The following is a 19,367-nucleotide window of genomic DNA, read 5'->3' on the forward strand; positions in this document are numbered from 1 at the left end:
AGTAACTCCCTGCATCTAAGCCTACGTCAGATCACCCTCAAGCAGTTTTGAGCCTCCAAACATCTCAATCAGTAATCATCCACCAACCTAACGAACTCCAATGAACTTATTTACGCAAAATAGGCGCAGTTTAACTTCTAACGAATCTCAGTAAACTTATTTCAGAAAATCACCGTCAAAACACCGAAATCTCGCTGCAAATTATTGAAATAGGGCCTTCTGAGTTTGTTAAAAAATAGAACCGGCTCATTTTGCCAAAATAGAGTGTCTCATGTTCATTAGGTCTAGAACCAGCTACATATCTTCTCCATCAACACTATTACTGTATAACACAGTAAAAAAGAGGCTCAGCGTTAACCGGCAATCACCGGAACGCCAAACCTCTTTTGAGCCCCTTAGCAGGCCATAGCTCCTGCTTAAAGGCGCTTTGGCCAAATCTAATAGACTTGTATATGTGGTACTACTCCATCCAGTTGTGGTGGAAGCTGCCTTCTTTGTCCACACGTTTGAACGTGTGAGCACCGAAGTAGTCACGTTGAGCTTGCAGCAAGTTTGCTGGCAGACGCTCTGTACGGTAGCTGTCGTAGTAAGAAAGAGCACTGGAGAAGCCAGGTACCGGAACACCTTGTTTTACAGCAGCCGCTACAACTTCACGCCATGCGCCTTGATAAGACTCAACGATGTTTTGGAAGTAAGGATCCAAGAGCAGGTTTTTCAGTGCTGCGTCTTTATCATAAGCTTCTTTGATGTTTTGCAGGAACTGCGAACGGATGATGCAGCCACCGCGGAAGATCATGGCAATGTTGCCGTATTTCAGATCCCAGCCATACTCGTCGGAAGCTGCACGCATTTGTGCAAATCCTTGTGCGTAGGATACGATTTTACTTGCAAAGAGGGCTTTACGCACGCTCTCGATAAATGCTTTTTTGTCACCGGAGAACTCTTCAGTCGCTGGTCCATTCAGGATTTTGCTAGCTGCTACACGCTCGTCCTTCATCGCAGACAGGAAACGGGAGAATACGGATTCCGTAATCATGGACAATGGTACGCCGAGATCCAGCGCGCTTTGGCTTGTCCATTTACCTGTTCCTTTTTGTCCTGCAGCGTCCAGAATGACGTCAACCATTGGTTTGCCCGTTTCCGGATCATATTTCGAGAAGATATCTGCTGTGATTTCGATCAGGTAGCTATCTAGCTCTCCTTGATTCCATTCCGTAAAGATTGCGTGCAGCTCTTCAACAGAAACGTTTAATACGGATTTGAGCAAGTGGTACGCTTCACCAATCAACTGCATGTCTCCGTACTCGATACCGTTATGCACCATTTTCACATAGTGTCCGGCACCATCAGGTCCAATATATGTACAACATGGATCGTCACCGACTTTGGCCGAAATCGCCGTCAGGATCGGTTCAACCAGTTTATAAGCACTTTCCTGTCCACCTGGCATGATGGAAGGGCCTTTCAGTGCGCCTTCTTCACCACCGGATACACCTGTACCGATGAAACGAATGCCTTTGTCTTCCAACTCTTTGCTGCGACGTTGCGTGTCAGGGAAGTATGCGTTCCCTCCGTCAATGATGATGTCGCCCTCATCCAGGTGAGGAAGCAGTTGTTCAATGGTAGCGTCGGTTGCTTTGCCGGCTTGTACCATGATCAAAATTTTGCGCGGGGATTCCAGGGATGCTACGAACTCTTCAATGGAGAATGAGCCTGTCAGGTTTTTACCTTCAGCTTCTTTCAGAAGATCATTGGTTTTCTCCGGGGAACGGTTATATACCGATACTGAGAAACCTTTGCTTTCAATGTTAAGGGCCAAATTTTTGCCCATGACAGCCAGGCCAATTACGCCAATTTGTTGTTTTGTCATCTGGTCCTCCATCCTTTGCTCCAATTAATTTTATTGAAATAAATTCTCAACAATACTCCCATTTTAACGGTTTTATGTATAGAAGTGAACCCCGTGGCACAGCTACGCAACGAGAAAACACCCCAATCTGCTGAGGTGTTCATCGTATTTTCATAAATACGGCCGTATCTTGTCATCCTTCCAACATTAACAGATGTCCAGACAACTGTTTTAAGACTTGACGGCAAGCATTTGCTTTTTCGATATTATCCATTTGCATGGCCGTGTAGAGGCGCTCCAGTTCATCGTCTACTTCCATGCGCAACAACATGAGCCTTTCCTCGCCTTCACGCGAGAGGAACATTTCTTCCATCTCTTCCGCCGTCGGCGCAGGTTCCTTTTGAAAAATGACACGCTGTTTGAACCCAGACACTTCCACGAGCCGAATGACTTCACCGAATAAAATGTTCTCCACGGTCATCTGCTGATCCTTGAACCGCTTCACAACCGCATGCCCGCGTGTATCTCCAATCAGCTTCTCCAGCCACTCTGCAAGCTTTGCATCCTTAATGATATAATCCCCAGTCATCTTGTAGTTCCCCGTGCGTGTCTGTTGAAAGCGGAGCTTTACCAGCTTGCGGCCGGTCCGGACTGACAGGATAAAAAAGGATTCGTCCTCGCTCCAATATAGTGAATATCCCTCACGAATAAGGTCTCTGATCAAATTTTGGATATGCCGACGGTTGAACCGCAGCTCCAGATTGCAATATTCAACTTCATAACTCTTATTCACGGCACTCCCTCCATCTGTACCGGATCAACTCCGGCCCTCATCTTCAATCGCTTCTACTCAATCGGCTTACCCTATTTTATACTTCATTTTATGTAAGGGTACTTGGTTATTTGACTATTTTTCACCGAAAGGACTGCCGGATTGCAGCTTTCCGCACACGCACAGGGGCAAGCCCCCGATTATCATGATATATTGGACGCGAAAAAGGGAGCTCCACAACCAAGACGGTTGGTGGAACTCCCTTTTCTTTTGCTTATTTGGCCGGAGCGGTGCGAAACGGATTGCGGGATAACACAAAGTGCACAACGGCAAGTCCTGCCATGACGATAGCACTGCCAATGAATGGAGCCGGATGGCTAACGTGGTCCCACAGCAGTCCAGAAACAATAGGTCCTACAACCATGCCTGATCCCTGCAATGTAAGGAAGAATCCCCAGATCGCTCCCCGCTCTCCTTTGGGAATCAGTGTGGCTACAAAAGCATTCCAGGCGGGCAAAATCATGGCATAACTGATGCCCACGAGCATGACAACACCAAACACCACCGGAATGGATGTTATAGAGGAGAATGCGAACAGACTCGCTGCCGCCATCAAAAAACCAACGTTCAGGAACGGTTTCGTGCCAAACCTGTCTACCATTTTACCAACAGGCAGCAAGGCAATGACCGTTATTCCACCACCTGCAATCAGCAACAAACTGTAAAGGTTCGGTGAGATGTGCAGGTCTGTGCGTGTATATAGCGTGATTACCGGACTGAGCAGCCCAATGACAAACGACTGCATAAACAGTGCAGGATACACCAGTGGATTAACATTAAGCGTGCTGCGTACCCGTTGCAGTGTGTCCTTCACACTCTTTTGCAGCCGGATGAACGGCGTGAGCAGATTCGGTTTGGCTGGATATTTCACATCACTATTCTTCGCTGCTTGCTCGGCATGCTCTCCTTCAACAATGACACGTCCAGGAAGAATCATGGCCACCAGAATAACGAGAATGGCACAACCCATCAGCACGAGGAATATAGTTCGATAATCATGATGCGTGCGCTCCAGCAGCCAGTTCATACCTATAGGTCCAAGCCCCGTTCCGCCGAGAGCAGCCATCTCCAGCGCCCCCATTGCTGTACCATTCTTGTTCTGTGGGCCTGACATCGCCGTCACCCCTGTCATGGCGCAAGGCCAGAGTGGTGACGTACCAATGCCAAGAATGAGACAGGCCATGGCCAGTCCAAAGGCACTTTTGAGAAAAAGGATCATAATAACAGCGATTAAGGTACAGATTAGTGCTGTAACCATCGTTGCGCGGAACCCGATCCGTTCTGCTGCCCAGCCGGAAGGCGCCCGGAACAGATTATCTCCCAGATATTGAAGAGCAAATGCCACACCAATGACGCCTGCAGACAGACCCAGTATATTGTCCATATACACGGGCAAAACAGCTACCAACAGGGCTCCTTTGATAATTTCAACTAGAAAAAGTGTCAGCCACATCGCGATAAAAAATGGTGATCGCAAAATTTTGGCTGGTTTTGTATCGGTTTGCATTCTTTTTCCCCTTTCGGTGTTCATTTGCCTATTCCCTATCCTTAGTGTAACCGTGGGGAATGTGCCCAAATCTCGGCAATTTAAAAAATTGTCGATTTATACTGTTGCATTCGGTTCTTAATTTGCTATACTCATCTTTGTTTACCAATTTTATTAGGAAGGGTTGTGACAGCACTGATGAATCACCACCGTACGCCGCTGTTTACCGCTTTAAAAAATCATGCGGCACTCAATCCGGTACAGTTTCATATTCCGGGCCATAAAAAAGGATTGGGAGCGGATACCGAATTCCGTGAATTTATTGGCGATAATGCCTTCTCCATAGATTTGATTAACATCGCACCATTGGATGACCTGCATCAGCCAACCGGTGTCATTCAGGAAGCACAGATTTTGGCAGCAGATGCCTTCGGAGCCGATTATACCTATTTTAGTGTACAAGGCACAAGCAGTGCCATTATGACCATGATTCTGTCTGTATGCTCACCGGGTGACAAAATTATTGTGCCCCGTAATGTGCATAAATCGGTTCTGTCCGCGATTATTTTCTCAGGCGCCAAACCCGTATTTGTTTCTCCTTCACAAGATGCCAATCTGGGCATTGACCATGGAGTGACTACACAGTCTATCCGTCGCGCACTTGAGCGTCATCCAGATGCCAAGGCATTGCTTGTAATTAACCCGACCTATTACGGCGTGGTTACCGATCTGAAAGAGATTGTTGAGCTGGCACACAGCTACCAAGTCCCTGTACTTGTTGATGAAGCACATGGCGTACTCATTCATTTCCATGAGGATCTGCCGTTGTCTGCGATGGCAGCAGGTGCTGATATGGCTGCAACCAGTGTCCACAAGCTTGGTGGCTCCATGACACAGAGTTCCGTACTCAACCTGAACACAAAGAATGGGTTCGTGAATCCACAGCGTGTACAGACGATCCTGAGTCTGCTCACCTCAACATCAACTTCATACATTTTGCTTGCTTCACTCGATACATCAAGACGTAATCTGGCACTCCACGGTCGTGAGATTGCACAGAAGGCGATTGAACTAGCTGAATTTGCCAGACGTTCGATTAACGATATGGATGGCCTGTATTGCTTCGGTAGAGAGCTGCTGGGTACAGAAGCGACCTTCAACTATGATCCAACCAAAGTAACGATCCATGTTCGCCATCTGGGTATTACAGGGTATGAGACAGAGAACTGGCTGCGTGAACATTACAACATCGAGGTCGAACTTAGTGATATGTACAATATTCTGTGTCTCATTACGCCAGGAGATACGGATGACAGCGTGGATATCTTGCTGAACGCTCTGCAGGATCTCTCCCGTACCTATTATCAAGTCAACCCGGCCCATGAACTGGTCGTAAAAGTTCCGGATATTCCACAATTGATGCTAACTCCACGTGATGCATTCTACGGTGATACCGAAGTAATTCCGTTTAAGGAATCCGCAGGACGAATTATCTCGGAATTCATCTATGTCTATCCGCCAGGAATTCCGATCCTGTTACCGGGTGAGGTCATCACCCAGGAAAATATCGACTACATCATCGATCATGTTGAAGTTGGATTACCCGTCAAAGGACCCGAAGATCGCAGCGTAACCAACGTTAAAGTGATCGTGGAAGCCGATGCCATTTTCTAAAACAACTCCATCACCCTGTGAATGGAATAAACTTGAAGGACCAAGCCTTAAGCTTGGTCCTTTTTTTATTTTATGAGACAAGCAAGTTTGCATTTTTCCGTCTATTTCGTCGTTCAAACCGGTGGTGTAAATCCTCGTATACCTCTTAAAAAACAAACAAAAGGCCCCCTGAGATCAAGGAGCCTTCATGTTATGTTCCAAAAGAATGACTATTCTTGTGATGCAACGAGTTCGTTGTAAGCCGCTTCAACGCGGTTCCACTCTTCTTCGTCTTCAATATTGTAGAGCACCATTTCCTCGTCTTCTTCTTCCATACGCAGGATGATGCCGTCAGCTTCAGGATTGTTACGTTCCAGCAGGAGCGCATAAACATGCTTCTCCACGTCAAACGTCTCCACCAAAACCATCTCCACGTCTTGGCCGTTCTCGTCTGTTAATGTGAGAAGGACTTCTTCATGCTCGTGGTCGTGGTCGTGGTCTTGCCCGCATCCGCAGCCATCGCCGTGTTCATGTGTGTGATCGCTCATTGAAATACCTCGCTTTATAAATAGAAATTGTGTAACCTTGCATATCGTAACATGTTCAATGACCCAGGTCAATTTAACTCACAGGGTAATTTTCGCTTCAATCGTTCAGCGCTGTAATGATTTTCTCCGCTACCAGGACGTAGCTGCTGTTTGCATTTTCTTTAATATGAAAGCCGACCTGATACTTGCCGGCACGACTGAAATCGTACGTAAAATCATATGTGCGGAACCAGAAGTTATCCTTCTGGGTCGTGAGCTCCTGGGACTGGATATCCTTCACCTGACCGCTTGGATTGGTAATCGTTACTTTCACCGCAGCTACATCTGCTGTTAGACTATCCACTTGTGAAAATACATTGAATTTCAGCTTACCTACGTTAACGTTGCCAAATACAGTGTCTCCCTTGAAGAGAAAAATATGTACATTCGGTTTGATCACCGTTACTCTCTTGTTACTGCTGTCCCATTTGACGACGCCTCCGGCTTCTCTTACAGGTACATAGGTCGTTCCATCAATGAGATAACCTCCATCAGCTGCTTCCTTGCCGTTAATGAGAACACGAATCTTCTCGTTCACCGAATCTGCAAACAATAAAGACCCGCCGAGCAAGGAGAATACCGTGACACAAAGCAATATTCGTTTCCATTTCATCCCGTCAATATTCCCTCCCCTGCTGCTAGCTGTTGTACATTTATACTGCAGATTCATCCACAAAGTTGCGCTGTTTTTCATCATTTTTCATTTTTTATCCAGAATTTTTTCCACCCCTTGGAATGCACAAAAAGAGGCGATCCTCATTAAAGGATGCCCCTGATCTATAATTATTATATATACGGGATTATACGAAGAGTTATGAAGAAGTATGGCGGGTCAATATACAGGGAACGCCCTTGCCTAAAGCCCCTTCAATTCTCATACGTGCAGCATAATCCATTCCTCGCGTACATGGTGTCTTACATCTCTCACATACATCCGAAGTGACCAACTTCATGGATACACGTATTTTATCACTCTTTAATGCGGGAGCTTTCTTGCCCTTTGCTTTTGCCATCCCGGATTCCCCATTTCCCCAAGTGCTTACTGATGTAATGCATCATATGGGGATTCGCCCGGTTGTGTGTCTATTTAAAAAACGTATTTAAATAATAAAAATATGACAAGGAGGATACCTCCGAGAATGAGCCAGTTGCTGATTTCATACCAAATGCTCTTGCCTCCGGAGAGATATTTCTGTTCATTCTCTTGATGACGCTGACGGTGAGTATCGGTCTCAGAGCCATGGGGTGGTTTGCTAAAATCCATCATAAGTACATTCCCCTTTCAGCAGTTGTGTGTAAACTCACTACCATTATAACCCATAATTGAGTATGAAATTGATTTTTCTGCATAAAACACCAAAAAACCTCCGATTTATCGGAGGCTTCTTATCAACAATAAATAGTATCAATGATTACGCCAGTTCCACGTTAACATTCACGTTACCTTTGATTCCTTTGGAATATGGGCAGTAGTCATGGGCAAGTTTCACAAACTTCTGTGCTGTCTCCTCATCCAGACCAAGGATTTTAACTTCCAAATCTACTTGAAGCTTCACGCCGTTATCCTCAGAGTCTGTCACCAACATTACGGTTGCAGCTACGGTACTTCTTTCAATTTCAACTTTGTGTTTCTTCAATTGAAACTCCAGTGCGGAGTTAAAACAAGCACTATACCCTGCTGCAAACAACTGCTCCGGATTGGTAGCTGTCGTCACTTGTCCTCCGAGTTCAGGCGGTGCAGCTACATCCAACATAAACACGTTATCTGGGGATTGTACGATGCCTTGACGTCCACCTGTATTGATTACTGTTGTTTCATATAATGTTTTCATTTGTGAAAACTCCTTTAGTTAATTAGATTTATTTTGACTAAATTTCGATCTCTCTTGTATCGCTAACAATTACATTGTACACAATTAAATTGTGTATGTAAATAGTTATTATAAAAAAATATAGTTTAAAACACGTTTGGAGAATAATTCATTTCTAACCCCGGACAAGCCCAAACCTAAAGTCAGTGCACTTTCTGAGTTGTTCGCTGTATCCACCAAACTTGGCCTGACTTCATTCTCTAAATAAAAATGGTACCCAAACACTGCACTTCATTTTCAAAGCGTCCGTGTTTAGGTACCAAATTACTGCACGTATATCTTTTTACCGATCCATACAGATAATCTATTTTTTCTCTTTGTCATTCCTCTTCAATTCATACACCTTGTTCATCTTCCGACGTCTCCCCAGTTTGATTAATTACTCCAGATATCCACTTTCATCTGTGCACATTTGAAATACTTGGCCTCTGCCTTACTTGTAGTTAGTTTCAAAAGACATTGCAGTTCTCCATGTTGGAACAACCCACCGCTAAGGTCAGCAGCAACACCGCCATATTGATCATCCGCACCAAGCCATACGGACGGTCTCTCGAACCCAGCTGAGAACTGTAATCCTGTACAGAGCAACACAGTGAGATTCTTACGGTTCTGTGCTTCATCTCCTGCTACACCATGTGTGGTGAAGAACACCATGTTTTGATTAAAATCCGTGTACGTTCCATCTGCTTTATAGGCACGGACCATACCATACTTCTGATTTACGTTTTGAAAAAATGTGATTCCGGCCTTGCTATCCTTCGATTTAATCCCAACCTGAACTGAAATTCCAATGTTCCCGTTTAATTGTAGCGCTTCCAAAGTTATTGCAATTGCTGTTACTTTCGAGCTGTCAATCAGATGTTTCATTTTCAACTCTGCCGTGGCTCCTGCCGTTGTCGGTGTTGTAACGGTTATGGTCCCTCTGTCGGGCAAAGGCTCAAACGTAGGGGTGCCCACCACCTCCACCCAATCCGGTAACGTTCCGTAAAGAAAATCGGCCACAAGTTGTTTGTGAACCTTTCCAAAGGGTACGATCTGACCCGCTGCATCACGTATAACCATCTCTACACCCCCACCGAATAGGCTACACCGATATTATGATCGGTATTGTAATACACGTACACTACACCGTCCATAACGGACACCATCAAGGACTGCATGTTGGTCGTCTCCCAAGTCAATGCCGGAAAATATATATCTGTAGGTTTGTCCAGCAGTTGACGAAAGTCTGCGCTGATCTTGGCAATGGCAGGCCGAGCTACAGTCGTAACCCCACCGGAAGCATAAGCCGATAACATGCCCAGCCACCACATGCTCCCTTTGTACATAAATACACCAGCATTGGATCTCGAAATGTTTTCTCCCGCAGTTAAAGTGGCATCATTACCACCCATTAATGGTCTTGGATCAGCTAACCAGCTACGTCCGTCATGTGAATGCCAGATACATTTACGGCCAAAGTCACCACCGCCCATCACCGAGAAACCAATCCATTTGCCTCCATTTCTGAAACACGAGAAGTAACCGGTATGACCATCACCAGGGAACCCGGGAGGTTTGTCCAAAATCAAACCCACTCTTGTCCAGTTGATCATGTCTACAGAGGTCGCAAGTGCGGTCGATTGATTGATCCCCAGTCCGTTTTGTTGATAATACATAAAGAACAATTGTTCTTCATCGTTCCAGATCACAAATGGAGTTTCCGTCGAATTCCCAACCACAGTATCGAGATACACCTGTCCGTGTTTGGTCCATGGTCCTGTCGGGCTGTTCGAGTAGGCTAGTCCAATTCCTCCGATGTGATTATGGTTGGTAGAATACGTAGCATAATAATCTGCTTTTGCATCAGGGATAAGCCCCTTTACCTTGATCGCCCGAAACCAATAGATCGATTGAAGGCCCGCCATTGCAGCGGTGTACATAGGATTGTCCATTTTTTTATCAAATTGAGGCGTGTACATCCGTCTGGTTTCTGCATCGCAATAATCATAAGGCGCAACGGCCCTATTTGCCTTCATCGCTGCGTCGAGTGCTGTCTGAGCAATATTATCAGTCATAGACATGGAAACTCAACTCCTTCGTGAGCAGGGTATTACCATTTACCGGTCGCGAATATAAAACATCCGAAGTGTCCTTTAATAGGATTGAAAAATCAACAACATTACCCTCATTCGCAACCGGCTCCTGAGTAACACAAAGGATAGGACAAATTCTAGCATTATATGAATACGCTTTCATTTTGTTCATTCCTTTATTTCCTTTACAGTTGTAATCAGCAACTGTCCCTTTCATTGGTACGCCCGGATAATGTTGATCCTTCATATTAATCCCTCCTATTGTTTTCTCCCGATAAGTATATTCATGAAGTTGCCTTTGTGTTAAAGCATTATGCCCATCTTACAGCCTATTATTCTAAGTCTGGTTTTCATATAAAACATAAACAGGCTAACCAATACAAATTGGCTAACCTGTTTGAACGAAGAAACTGCAAAACCAATTCCTTATTACTCCGCAAAAAGTGAAGATATGGGATTCGCAACTTTTTTATTGGATTTCTCCTTGCCTTGGTTATCCAATACATAGTACTGGTAAAAGTCGTTAGTGAAGCCGATAGACTCCTGTATTTTCAGCTTAAAAGCTTCAAATGCCTCATCACTCAGATGATCCTCATTCCAGAAATAATGAAGCATCAATCGATTCTGGTTATAGGGATGTTTGATAACATATGCACCAGCCGTGAGAGGTTGATTCATGGTATTCTTCCAAGGAAACCCCGTCTGTTTCGTTCGATCAATAATGTTAAGTTTTAAAGCCTGCACCAATCCGTTTGACTTGGCATTGCCAATGACAATAAGGTTGCTGTTGCCGATCTTTTTTTTCATCTTTTGCTTCAATTCCTTGCGATCCCTTATAATGTCGTATCTCATACCAGTCATATCAAGGAATCCGGTCAACTGATTAACCATATCTTCCTGTTGTTTAGCCGCCAGCTTACTTACCTGATCGCTGAGCACAATGGTTAATTCCTCGCCTTGAAGGGCTTTGTACATCAATCGATTCATCACATCATAAGGCAGATTAGGAACCATACCCATGACAGCCTGATATTGCACTTGTAAGACATCATGCACATAGGCGGCGGTCTCTTCTTGTGATAGTTGGTATTCCGGGTTTAAGACAAAACCAGGCTGATATAGGGCCATCTGCATTTCTGAACGTATTTCTTTACCAAGCACATCTTCAATGGTTTGAAGCAGCCCCTCTACCGTTGCATTTTGGTACACGTAGCGTTTGAAATATGTCCTCATCAACTCGTCAAATTTCTCTTCACCGACGGAACGGTAAAGCTGATAGATCGCTTGTCGCCCCTTCTGATAATATACCAAACTTGCCAAATCCCCAGCTTCATCGTTTGTTGACGCAATCGCCATATCTACGGGCGCAGTATCAAACTGTATGGATCTGAATCCATTTAGCTTGTCTCCCTGTTTCTCGGCAAAATACACCATGGAGAAATCAGCAAAGCCTTCATCCAGGAAGGATTCTGTCTCCGAATTATTACCGATCAATGCATGGAACCACTGATGCGCTATTTCATGAACAAATGTTGTGTCTTCTTCTGGAACAGCACCATTTTGAATCTGTCCCATCTGGATGAGCCTCGCATACTCCACGGCAACGCCTTGTACATACGTCTCGACAATTCGGAACTCTGGATAGGGATACTTGCCATATTTCTCACTATAGAAATCGATGACCTTGAATGCCTGATTAATGTAGCGGTCAACTATCTTTTTCTTGGATGGATCATCGTTGTAATAATAGTATTCCACCGTCAGACCGTTACGAGTAGCGCGTTCCACTTGAAGATTAGGACTTGCAAAGAAAACAAACTCCCTTGTATTCTCGGCCACAGCAGAAACAACTTTACGACCATGTTCTGTACTGTTTTGAATGGTGATCGTACCCGGCATAGCTACCTGATACTCATCGGGAACATTGAATTGAACTTCAAAGTCCGATGAGGTGTAATAATCGCTCTCAAATGTTCGACTATACGGTGCCTTGTTCCATTGATGCTTAACCTCGTCGTATACAGACATCACCGGGAACCAGTGTGCACCATTGATCATGTCCTTGTAGTAGGAAACTCGCTGGGAGCCATAGGGTATATTCAACTGAAACTCCAGTTGGAATGATACCGATTCACCTGGTTGTACGGGCTTCTTCAACTGCACGGTCAACGCTTGGTTTTCCTTATGGTAATCCAGCGATTGGCTATCTGCTGTTACAGCCTGAATATCGATGCCACCCAGAAAGTCCTCCGCTGTCTTCTCCGGGTGATCTTCACTAATCTTTTCATTATGCTGTTGGTACATGCTCGCCTGTGTAGACTTGGAGAGGTTTGCATCAGCATATGTATGAAGGACCAACTGCTGGAGGGTATCCTTGCTTGTGTTGTGATACGTTACCTTCTCGCTCCCCTGGATTGTCATGTCCTTCTCATTCAGCCGAGCCTGGATCTGGTATTGAATCGGGGTCTGCTCTAGAGAGTCTTTCTGTGTGTTATGTATCTTCGTAGATACAGTCGCTGGGTCTGCTCCCGCGGCAACAACCCCCATGTCGGCAAGTGGGCTTGTTGCCAGTATTAAAGCCAGTGTACCCGCGATCCCTACTCTGGCTAACTTTGATGTAAATGGGTTTGAATAATTCATAAGTTCTCTCCTTCTCCTGTTCTATGTTGACCTCAGAACCAAGTATAGAAGACGAAGCTTACGCTGAATTTATGTTTTATTTAAGTTTTGTTTAAAAAGAGGAGAGAAAATGAAGCTATCGCAAATTGCATTATGTTTGTATGTAAAAAAAAGAAAAGAAACCTTACATTGTAAGGCTTCTCATGTATGATCTGTAGTGGGCTCGAACCACTGACCCCTACCCTGTCAAGATAGTGCTCTCCCAGCTGAGCTAACAGATCATGATATATAAATGTTTCCCAATCAAGTAACAGTATCATATCAAGTAACCGTGTTCATTGTCAATAATTTATTTGGTTATAATTCACCTGAAATGGAGCACAATAAAGGAAAGATTACCATTTCAGCAACGAGGTGAATTCCCCATGAGAAACATAACAAAACGGTCAAAATCCAATAAATATACATTTACCAAATGCTTCTTTCTCTTTGCTGGGCTTGTGATTCTCAGTACAAACGTTACGGGTTGCGGCTTGGAGAAGGATGAACATACGGTACAATTCCAACAATTACAACAGCCCAATGAAAATGGTGAGTCTCTGCCCGTCTGGCTGGACGTATACTCCAAATCTGTAATTCAAGATGTATATTCTCCGCGAGGAAGCAGTGAAGTCTTGCCGTGAAGGTTAACAGGTGAATTACTCATCTTCATCCCACTTGCGTGAGTATGCTTTCTTCGTAACGTAATACAACAGAGTAATCATTCCCGCCGACATTAGCAATGTAATTACCATGATGCCTGTCATGCCCATCACTACCCCCTCCTCTCCCAATATGTTCCAGACTTCACTATACAGGAAAAACATTTTTTTGTATAATTCAGTCTGATATGTCGCGCAAGAGCAGAAAGAAGGAATGGAATTGGCAGCTGAGATTAGTTATGTATCAACAGAAGAACAACTGGAGCAAGCCCTGGGGATTCGCCATCACGTTTTTGTGATTGAGCAACAGGTGCCTGCCGAGATTGAGATTGATCAATATGATGTCATCAGCCCGGATGTGCATCATGTATTGTTAAGTACGGATGGCCAAGCTGTAGCCACAGGACGTCTGATCTATTACAGCAAGGATACGGCCAAAATGCAGCGGATCGCAGTGCTTGAATCTCATCGTTCATTTGGTTATGGACGTGTGCTTCTGCTCGCGATGGAGGAGCTGGCACGTGAACTCGGCTTATCCTATTCTGTACTGGATGCGCAGTGTCAGGCACAGAAATTCTATGAAAAACTGGGTTATGAAGTGATTTCGGAAGAACCTTTTTATGATGCAGATATTCTGCATGTTCGTATGAGAAAGAGCTTGTAAAACCTCAGCGTTGGCAGGTCTTATCAGCATATGGTGCATACTTCCGATGAATTCGGATAGGCTAATCAGGTAAGCAGATTCCTATCTCGTCATATAAGGAGAGTGTGACATCATGGATCAAACGACACGCGAGAGTTTTACAGCAGTACAGAAAAATGGTGACGGTGACCTGACAGCTTTTCAGACTTCAGCAGGACGCGTACTGGATTATCAGCAGGCACTTGCAGAAGTAAAAGCTGGTGCTATTGCCGGTGTGAATGTATTTAAAGGCAAGGATGGCGAAATGTACATTCGCGGAGATGCCGACGGTGACCCAACCAACAACCTGGACCAACTTCCCCATTTCTAAAATAGATGCACATGTCGTACATGTGACACAGTAAGCGCCGATCCGGATATCCGGGTTGGCGTTTTCTTATTATGATTAGTAGTCCGTAAAATATTTTACGGAATCACCGGAAGGTTGGCTTTTGCGAATCGGCTGTTGTACCTGTTCCCATGCCTGCAAAATCTGTATCCCTTCAAGAGTAGACCGGTTCTCCCACGCGATGTGCCCGGTGCGTTCAAGCTCCAGCAATGACTCATGAATGTAAGCTCTGCTTCGTCCCGTCTTGTTCTCGAGTTCATCCATACGCGGCAGCCTGCGCCGTTGTCCTGCATAGTTCACCATAATACGCAAAATCTTGCGTTCAAAGTCGTTCAGCATACTTTACCTCCCCATTCAGATCGGTAACAGGACGCCATGCCAGAATACCTTGCTCCAGAAATGTTCGGGGTGAGCCTTCTTTTCCCGCTGATGCTCTAATCATCCCGCCACGTACACTGTTAATTCGAATCTGTCGCTGCGTAATCTGCCCTGCACGATCCATGTAGACAAGCTCCACCATCTGGCCAATATATTTCCCTAGCATAATCATCCCTCCGATAAGAACGTTTGTTTGTATTTCATATTATATGCGAACATAAGTTCTTTATTCAATGGTAAAAAAAGGATTTTGTAAAATAAAAAAACCAGACTTTCACCTTAATGATTAAGGCAGTCTGGTTCAACCCACAGTGTAGCTAAGATGAAAACATGGCTTGTAATGACCAAGTCCAGCGGATCAGTGTCGATCCGATTCGGAAAATTGTACTTTCTTCAACTGCTGTGTAGATGGATTAAAATCAACATTTACATAGACTGCGAATTGCTTGCCGTCTTTCGCACGAACCCACAGCTTGAACTGTTCCCGTGATTGATCCGCTGTTAGAGAGGTGCGACCGATATGCTTATAGTCCAAAATATCCACATTATACTTGGTCTGTGTTTCTTTGACCGCAATAATTCCCCACTTCGCATAATCAGGGATGGCGGCGCCTGTGCCTGATGTAATTCCGGCTAAACTCAGGACTACCGACATGACGGTAACGATGAGCATTCTCATTTCACTCACTCCTTGGGACAATATGTTTCTGTTATATTGCCCGTCCGGGTTTCATTTTACACGAATAAACGAAAGATCCAGGCCAGTGGCCGTAGGGAAAAAGGAACCACATGAACAAGTCGGTCAAACGAATCAGGAGGCTCTGTCCGGAAACTTATCCCCCAGTCACCCGAGAAAAAGTGTTGTTGTGTCTTCGGCTCCTCAGGACGTTCCAACCCGTATTTCTTTTCAAGCCTTTGCCTCGTTTGTTCATCCACCTGAACCTCGTTCGTAACGTCATATGCTGTGGCAGGCTCGCTGCTTATGTACATTTGAATCATTAGAAACATCACAATCCCAACTATTTGTATCCAACGCTTGTTCATCTCTTACTCCTTTATGGATTCATGACTCTCTTCTCTTGTACGTGAAGACTCGTTTGAATGTTTGATTATACATAAATTTGACCGTATTGGAAATAACAAATGGGAGAAGAGTTGGGGCATGCGTTATGCGATGCTTAAGTCCCATTTGGTTGATTTTTTGTTTAAAAAACCCAATAGACGTGTAATAGGCCATGACAGAGTGACTTCACGATCTGAAACTCTACACGATCTGCAATACCAATAAGAGGAGGTTACACCCGAATGTTCAAACGCTTGGATGAAATCCTGATTGAGATTCCCAATGTCGAGAAGCCAGATCCGAATGCTGCCGCAGCCATACAAGAATTACTCGGCGGCAAATTCGGAGAAATGTCAACGTTGAACAACTACCTCTATCAATCATTTAATTTTCGATCCAAAGAAAAGCTGAAGCCCTTCTATGACCTCGTCATGAGTATTACGGCCGAAGAATTGGGTCATGTTGAACTCGTGTCTCATGGCATTAACAAATGCCTCAGAGGTTCCACCGAGTACAAAGAACCCGACGATACACCGCTAGGTTCCGTGAAAGATGCTCGTCTGTCGTATCACTATCTGGCAGGTGCACAAGGCGCAATGCCTTTTGACTCTATGGGTAATCCATGGACGGGAGCAAACGTCTTCAACAGTGGCAATCTGGTCGAGGATCTGCTGCATAACTTCTTCCTTGAATGTGGCGCTCGTACCCATAAAATGAAAGTATATGAGATGACGGATCACCCGGCAGCCCGGGAAGTGGTTGGTTTCCTGCTGGTACGTGGCGGCGTGCATGTTGTCGCATATGCAAAAGCACTTGAGATTGCAACTGGCGTAAATGTGACCAAGCTGGTTCCTATCCCTTCACTGAACAACAAAGCCTTCAACGAGGCTCGCAAATATGAAGAAAAAGGGGTACACACCAAGCTGTATACCTATAGTGATAAAGATTTCAATACGATTGGACAGATCTGGAAAGGAACTCACCCCGAAGATGGACAACCTCTTGAAGTCATCCAGGGGATACCTGAAGGATTCCCGATTCCAGAAGCCCCTGCGGTCGAGGAAGAGTTCGCACCGGGCATCTCACAAGAAGACTTTAAGGAAATTGCACGTCGTCTGAAAATGGCGGGGAATATTGCGGATTAAGGAACAATTTGTTTAACAGGCCTATATATAGGTTTTTTAACTCTATGTTTAAGTGAAGCCCTCGAACCCTGCTGCTTAATGCAGAGAGGATTGGAGGGCTTTGTTATACTATATTTATGATACAATTTTATGGTGCAAGATGAGTATGTTGTATGCACGTCATTTCCTGAGAATTTAGCTGTAAAAGTAAACCGGATCTCTGCTCACATCGTTAAACTTAGTTAAACTCCAACACCGATTCCTCCCGCTGACTCATGACTTCAATTAGCATGTTGGCACCCAGACGAAAACCTTGTGCAAACGCTGCTTCCGTATGCATGCCCTCACATCTGCCACACAAGTCAAATAACTGTTCAAGCTCAAGAAATTCATTCTCACTCAAACGATTCTTCCATTGCTCTGTCAGAGCTGCAATCTGCCGCCCTAACGCTTGGTATTCAGGATGTGTCGGCATCATCATCTCATCCGGTCGAAGTCGTCCATTATATAATGCTTCTAATATCGAATTCATGTGCATCCTCCTTGCACATGGTAGGATATTTATGCAGTCGCTCATTCAAGTGATTGCGGGATAGGAAGCAGCGGTGTTCTTCGTGGGACTTACGCTGCTTCCTTTTTTTCATTTTTGGAGTTCGTCGTAAATCTTCTCAATCCCTTTGCGAACGATGTCTGATCGGTTCGTATTCAGCTTCTCAGCCGAAATATCGAGCTTGTTCATAATTTCCTCGTCGACACGTATATCAATCGTTCTGCTTTTGGGTTTGTCAGATTTAGGCCGCCCCATCTTTTTGGCGGACATTTGCTTCACCTCTTTTTTTGTCCTGACAACAATATATTAATGTCAGGACAAAAAGTCAATGTATTTGTAAAACATACGTCTTTTTTGTGACAGCAGATTTATAGATAAATGTATAGTCAGTAATCCGTTTGAATGATAAAAAAACAACCTTGAACGGTTAGGCGCTCAAGGTTGTTAGAGTACTATTTCACTCTTCCATTGGCTTTCCATATCTCACCAAGACATGCCAGAGTAATTTTAACTCTTGTAGAACTTCAATGTAGGTTCCTCTATCGCTCCAATGGCTTGAGTTTCGTTTCAAATCCATAGCTGCAAAACCAATGATATCTGCATCAATCAAATCACTTTTTGCAATTCTTTTGGCTAGTGAAGGCATTGAAGGACCTCGAAAATCCATAGGAACGTCATTAACTAATAGTGTAAAGCCCATGTGCCAGTGGAGATCAATGGAATACTTTAAACATATCTGCTCTAAGATTTGTCCTGTATGGGTGCCTTAAAATGATGGGTCGGCAACAAGCATCTTCACATCTTTTTCAAGGGAAATGTCACCATGAACCTGAGCTTCGATATAATGGTCCAGATTTCGGTTTGGCTCTTGGTTGGATGGATTTTGGAATGGTTTCTCAAGATTGACGTGCATATGGTCAACTAACTTTTGAACCGTTAGATTTCTTTCACCCATGGCAAAATTACTATAGAATACATCCCTCATGAGAGCAGCCAAAATGAGGTCAAATTCCTCATACGTTCCCTTCTCCTCAGGTTCTTGATGAGAATCCAAATATGTATACGTGCAACGCTGAGAGACCTCAGTGGATAAAATAAAATAACATGATCCAAAACGCGGAACAGGTCCATCAGGATGTAACATGACATTGAGTGCCCCATACTTGGGTCGTTCGCTATTGGTTGAGCCATTTATTTGGTACGCTCCGCCAAACATTTTATTTTCCCAAACGTCACGTTCACCACCTGAAAATGCGGATACACTTCCATTTGATAAGAAAGTCTCAAACTGACTTTTATAAACTCCCTGCTCAAGTAGTGCTTCAGCCACGCTTTTCATGGTCGGATCTAATCGATCTGGGTGAAAGTGTAGCGCAATACTTGCATGAGATTTTAGTTTATTGATAGCTTGTTCAAATGTCTTCAGCTCGATGTTGGACATACGAAGGATTTCTCTAATGGTTTGCTCCGCCTCATTTTTGCGGCTTCTTGCATAATTGGTTACATGCTCTTGAGCTAATTGCTGAGACCTTGATAGTTCCATGGGCA

General features: G+C 44.4%; 22 protein-coding genes, 1 tRNA gene and 1 pseudogene. 5 read left to right on the forward strand and 19 right to left on the reverse strand.

The window, feature by feature from the left end:
- Window positions 1–460 precede the first annotated feature (460 nt).
- The 3 genes from gndA to EL84_RS26860 form a co-directional block, all read right to left on the reverse strand.
- Window positions 461–1,870 carry an NADP-dependent phosphogluconate dehydrogenase gene (gndA, locus tag EL84_RS26850; protein ID WP_047843706.1) on the reverse strand — a complete coding sequence of 470 codons (1,410 nt, stop codon included), beginning with the start codon at window positions 1,868–1,870 and terminating at the stop codon, window positions 461–463.
- 172 nt (window positions 1,871–2,042) lie between these two features.
- Window positions 2,043–2,642, reverse strand: coding sequence for a hypothetical protein (locus EL84_RS26855; protein ID WP_036614719.1), 600 nt, complete (start codon window positions 2,640–2,642; stop codon window positions 2,043–2,045).
- 253 nt (window positions 2,643–2,895) lie between these two features.
- Complete coding sequence (locus EL84_RS26860; RefSeq protein WP_047843707.1) at window positions 2,896–4,188, reverse strand: MFS transporter; 1,293 nt, start codon at window positions 4,186–4,188, stop codon at window positions 2,896–2,898.
- 177 nt (window positions 4,189–4,365) lie between these two features.
- Between EL84_RS26860 and EL84_RS26865 the strand changes: the two genes are divergently transcribed.
- Window positions 4,366–5,841 (forward strand): aminotransferase class I/II-fold pyridoxal phosphate-dependent enzyme, encoded by a 1,476-nt coding sequence (locus tag EL84_RS26865; protein WP_047844430.1) that lies wholly within the window; start codon window positions 4,366–4,368, stop codon window positions 5,839–5,841.
- 209 nt (window positions 5,842–6,050) lie between these two features.
- On the opposite strand, the gene EL84_RS26870 is transcribed toward EL84_RS26865, so the two are convergent.
- The 9 genes from EL84_RS26870 to EL84_RS26910 form a co-directional block, all read right to left on the reverse strand.
- The gene (locus EL84_RS26870; protein WP_036614722.1) at window positions 6,051–6,368 is read right to left on the reverse strand and encodes a DUF1292 domain-containing protein; all 318 of its coding nucleotides are present in this window, start codon (window positions 6,366–6,368) and stop codon (window positions 6,051–6,053) included.
- A gap of 97 nt (window positions 6,369–6,465) precedes the next feature.
- Entirely contained in the window at window positions 6,466–7,020 is a 555-nt protein-coding gene (locus tag EL84_RS26875) for a copper amine oxidase (RefSeq protein ID WP_036614723.1), read from the reverse strand.
- 474 nt (window positions 7,021–7,494) lie between these two features.
- Complete coding sequence (locus EL84_RS26880; RefSeq protein ID WP_017687398.1) at window positions 7,495–7,674, reverse strand: hypothetical protein; 180 nt, start codon at window positions 7,672–7,674, stop codon at window positions 7,495–7,497.
- A gap of 145 nt (window positions 7,675–7,819) precedes the next feature.
- Window positions 7,820–8,239 carry an organic hydroperoxide resistance protein gene (locus tag EL84_RS26885; RefSeq protein WP_017687397.1) on the reverse strand — a complete coding sequence of 140 codons (420 nt, stop codon included), beginning with the start codon at window positions 8,237–8,239 and terminating at the stop codon, window positions 7,820–7,822.
- Between the two features lie 414 nt (window positions 8,240–8,653).
- Entirely contained in the window at window positions 8,654–9,340 is a 687-nt protein-coding gene (locus EL84_RS26890; protein ID WP_047843708.1) for a hypothetical protein, read from the reverse strand.
- 2 nt (window positions 9,341–9,342) lie between these two features.
- Window positions 9,343–10,341 (reverse strand): hypothetical protein, encoded by a 999-nt coding sequence (locus tag EL84_RS26895; RefSeq protein WP_047843709.1) that lies wholly within the window; start codon window positions 10,339–10,341, stop codon window positions 9,343–9,345.
- Window positions 10,328–10,600 carry a hypothetical protein gene (locus EL84_RS26900; protein WP_047843710.1) on the reverse strand — a complete coding sequence of 91 codons (273 nt, stop codon included), beginning with the start codon at window positions 10,598–10,600 and terminating at the stop codon, window positions 10,328–10,330. Before EL84_RS26900 ends, EL84_RS26895 begins: the two co-directional genes overlap by 14 nt.
- 182 nt (window positions 10,601–10,782) lie before the next feature.
- Window positions 10,783–12,993, reverse strand: coding sequence for a M1 family metallopeptidase (locus EL84_RS26905; protein WP_047843711.1), 2,211 nt, complete (start codon window positions 12,991–12,993; stop codon window positions 10,783–10,785).
- Between the two features lie 187 nt (window positions 12,994–13,180).
- Window positions 13,181–13,253: transfer RNA gene (locus EL84_RS26910), tRNA-Val, on the reverse strand.
- A 144-nt stretch (window positions 13,254–13,397) separates the two neighbouring features.
- Between EL84_RS26910 and EL84_RS26915 the strand changes: the two genes are divergently transcribed.
- The 3 genes from EL84_RS26915 to EL84_RS26925 all read left to right on the forward strand — a co-directional run bounded on the left by EL84_RS26915 (window position 13,398) and on the right by EL84_RS26925 (window position 14,686).
- Window positions 13,398–13,655, forward strand: a complete 258-nt coding sequence (locus EL84_RS26915; RefSeq protein ID WP_047843712.1) for a hypothetical protein — start codon at window positions 13,398–13,400, stop codon at window positions 13,653–13,655.
- Between the two features lie 238 nt (window positions 13,656–13,893).
- Entirely contained in the window at window positions 13,894–14,337 is a 444-nt protein-coding gene (locus EL84_RS26920) for a GNAT family N-acetyltransferase (protein ID WP_036614958.1), read from the forward strand.
- A 112-nt stretch (window positions 14,338–14,449) separates the two neighbouring features.
- On the forward strand, window positions 14,450–14,686 hold the full coding sequence (locus EL84_RS26925) for a DUF3892 domain-containing protein (RefSeq protein ID WP_017687389.1): 237 nt from the start codon (window positions 14,450–14,452) through the stop codon (window positions 14,684–14,686).
- 75 nt (window positions 14,687–14,761) lie between these two features.
- On the opposite strand, the gene EL84_RS26930 is transcribed toward EL84_RS26925, so the two are convergent.
- The 4 genes from EL84_RS26930 to EL84_RS26945 form a co-directional block, all read right to left on the reverse strand.
- Window positions 14,762–15,043, reverse strand: coding sequence for a hypothetical protein (locus tag EL84_RS26930; RefSeq protein ID WP_047843713.1), 282 nt, complete (start codon window positions 15,041–15,043; stop codon window positions 14,762–14,764).
- A complete protein-coding gene (locus tag EL84_RS26935; protein ID WP_017687387.1) occupies window positions 15,027–15,248 on the reverse strand; it encodes a hypothetical protein in 222 nt (73 codons plus the stop codon). Before EL84_RS26935 ends, EL84_RS26930 begins: the two co-directional genes overlap by 17 nt.
- A 192-nt stretch (window positions 15,249–15,440) precedes the next feature.
- A complete protein-coding gene (locus EL84_RS26940) occupies window positions 15,441–15,761 on the reverse strand; it encodes a DUF3889 domain-containing protein (protein WP_036614744.1) in 321 nt (106 codons plus the stop codon).
- 56 nt (window positions 15,762–15,817) lie between these two features.
- Window positions 15,818–16,126 carry a hypothetical protein gene (locus tag EL84_RS26945; protein WP_047843714.1) on the reverse strand — a complete coding sequence of 103 codons (309 nt, stop codon included), beginning with the start codon at window positions 16,124–16,126 and terminating at the stop codon, window positions 15,818–15,820.
- Between the two features lie 261 nt (window positions 16,127–16,387).
- On the opposite strand from EL84_RS26945, the gene EL84_RS26950 reads away from it, so the two are divergent.
- Entirely contained in the window at window positions 16,388–17,290 is a 903-nt protein-coding gene (locus EL84_RS26950) for a manganese catalase family protein (RefSeq protein ID WP_036614750.1), read from the forward strand.
- 217 nt (window positions 17,291–17,507) lie between these two features.
- Here EL84_RS26950 and EL84_RS26955 read toward each other — a convergent pair whose 3' ends face one another.
- From EL84_RS26955 to EL84_RS26965, 3 genes and pseudogenes are all read right to left on the reverse strand, one after another.
- Window positions 17,508–17,801 (reverse strand): DUF6809 family protein, encoded by a 294-nt coding sequence (locus tag EL84_RS26955; RefSeq protein WP_047843715.1) that lies wholly within the window; start codon window positions 17,799–17,801, stop codon window positions 17,508–17,510.
- Between the two features lie 108 nt (window positions 17,802–17,909).
- Entirely contained in the window at window positions 17,910–18,089 is a 180-nt protein-coding gene (locus EL84_RS26960) for a ribbon-helix-helix domain-containing protein (RefSeq protein ID WP_047843716.1), read from the reverse strand.
- Between the two features lie 187 nt (window positions 18,090–18,276).
- Window positions 18,277–19,362: pseudogene (locus tag EL84_RS26965) on the reverse strand (DUF3626 domain-containing protein).
- Window positions 19,363–19,367: the final 5 nt, after the last annotated feature.

Origin of the sequence: Paenibacillus sp. VT-400, assembly GCF_001029205.1 — a bacterium.
Lineage (GTDB): Bacteria > Bacillota > Bacilli > Paenibacillales > Paenibacillaceae > Paenibacillus > Paenibacillus amylolyticus.

What these genes read in the sequence shown, in the direction of transcription:
- EL84_RS26915 (WP_047843712.1), top strand. Translation starts at nt 13,398, where the DNA reads ATGAGAAACATAACAAAACGGTCAAAATCCAATAAATATACATTTACC.
- gndA (WP_047843706.1), bottom strand. Translation starts at nt 1,870, where the DNA reads ATGACAAAACAACAAATTGGCGTAATTGGCCTGGCTGTCATGGGCAAA.
- EL84_RS26885 (WP_017687397.1), bottom strand. Translation starts at nt 8,239, where the DNA reads ATGAAAACATTATATGAAACAACAGTAATCAATACAGGTGGACGTCAA.
- EL84_RS26950 (WP_036614750.1), top strand. Translation starts at nt 16,388, where the DNA reads ATGTTCAAACGCTTGGATGAAATCCTGATTGAGATTCCCAATGTCGAG.
- EL84_RS26875 (WP_036614723.1), bottom strand. Translation starts at nt 7,020, where the DNA reads ATGAAATGGAAACGAATATTGCTTTGTGTCACGGTATTCTCCTTGCTC.
- EL84_RS26930 (WP_047843713.1), bottom strand. Translation starts at nt 15,043, where the DNA reads ATGCTGAACGACTTTGAACGCAAGATTTTGCGTATTATGGTGAACTAT.
- EL84_RS26955 (WP_047843715.1), bottom strand. Translation starts at nt 17,801, where the DNA reads ATGAATTCGATATTAGAAGCATTATATAATGGACGACTTCGACCGGAT.
- EL84_RS26865 (WP_047844430.1), top strand. Translation starts at nt 4,366, where the DNA reads ATGAATCACCACCGTACGCCGCTGTTTACCGCTTTAAAAAATCATGCG.
- EL84_RS26960 (WP_047843716.1), bottom strand. Translation starts at nt 18,089, where the DNA reads ATGTCCGCCAAAAAGATGGGGCGGCCTAAATCTGACAAACCCAAAAGC.
- EL84_RS26905 (WP_047843711.1), bottom strand. Translation starts at nt 12,993, where the DNA reads ATGAATTATTCAAACCCATTTACATCAAAGTTAGCCAGAGTAGGGATC.
- EL84_RS26925 (WP_017687389.1), top strand. Translation starts at nt 14,450, where the DNA reads ATGGATCAAACGACACGCGAGAGTTTTACAGCAGTACAGAAAAATGGT.
- EL84_RS26895 (WP_047843709.1), bottom strand. Translation starts at nt 10,341, where the DNA reads ATGTCTATGACTGATAATATTGCTCAGACAGCACTCGACGCAGCGATG.
- EL84_RS26935 (WP_017687387.1), bottom strand. Translation starts at nt 15,248, where the DNA reads ATGCTAGGGAAATATATTGGCCAGATGGTGGAGCTTGTCTACATGGAT.
- EL84_RS26860 (WP_047843707.1), bottom strand. Translation starts at nt 4,188, where the DNA reads ATGCAAACCGATACAAAACCAGCCAAAATTTTGCGATCACCATTTTTT.
- EL84_RS26880 (WP_017687398.1), bottom strand. Translation starts at nt 7,674, where the DNA reads ATGATGGATTTTAGCAAACCACCCCATGGCTCTGAGACCGATACTCAC.
- EL84_RS26870 (WP_036614722.1), bottom strand. Translation starts at nt 6,368, where the DNA reads ATGAGCGATCACACACATGAACACGGCGATGGCTGCGGATGCGGGCAA.
- EL84_RS26945 (WP_047843714.1), bottom strand. Translation starts at nt 16,126, where the DNA reads ATGAACAAGCGTTGGATACAAATAGTTGGGATTGTGATGTTTCTAATG.
- EL84_RS26900 (WP_047843710.1), bottom strand. Translation starts at nt 10,600, where the DNA reads ATGAAGGATCAACATTATCCGGGCGTACCAATGAAAGGGACAGTTGCT.
- EL84_RS26940 (WP_036614744.1), bottom strand. Translation starts at nt 15,761, where the DNA reads ATGAGAATGCTCATCGTTACCGTCATGTCGGTAGTCCTGAGTTTAGCC.
- EL84_RS26890 (WP_047843708.1), bottom strand. Translation starts at nt 9,340, where the DNA reads ATGGTTATACGTGATGCAGCGGGTCAGATCGTACCCTTTGGAAAGGTT.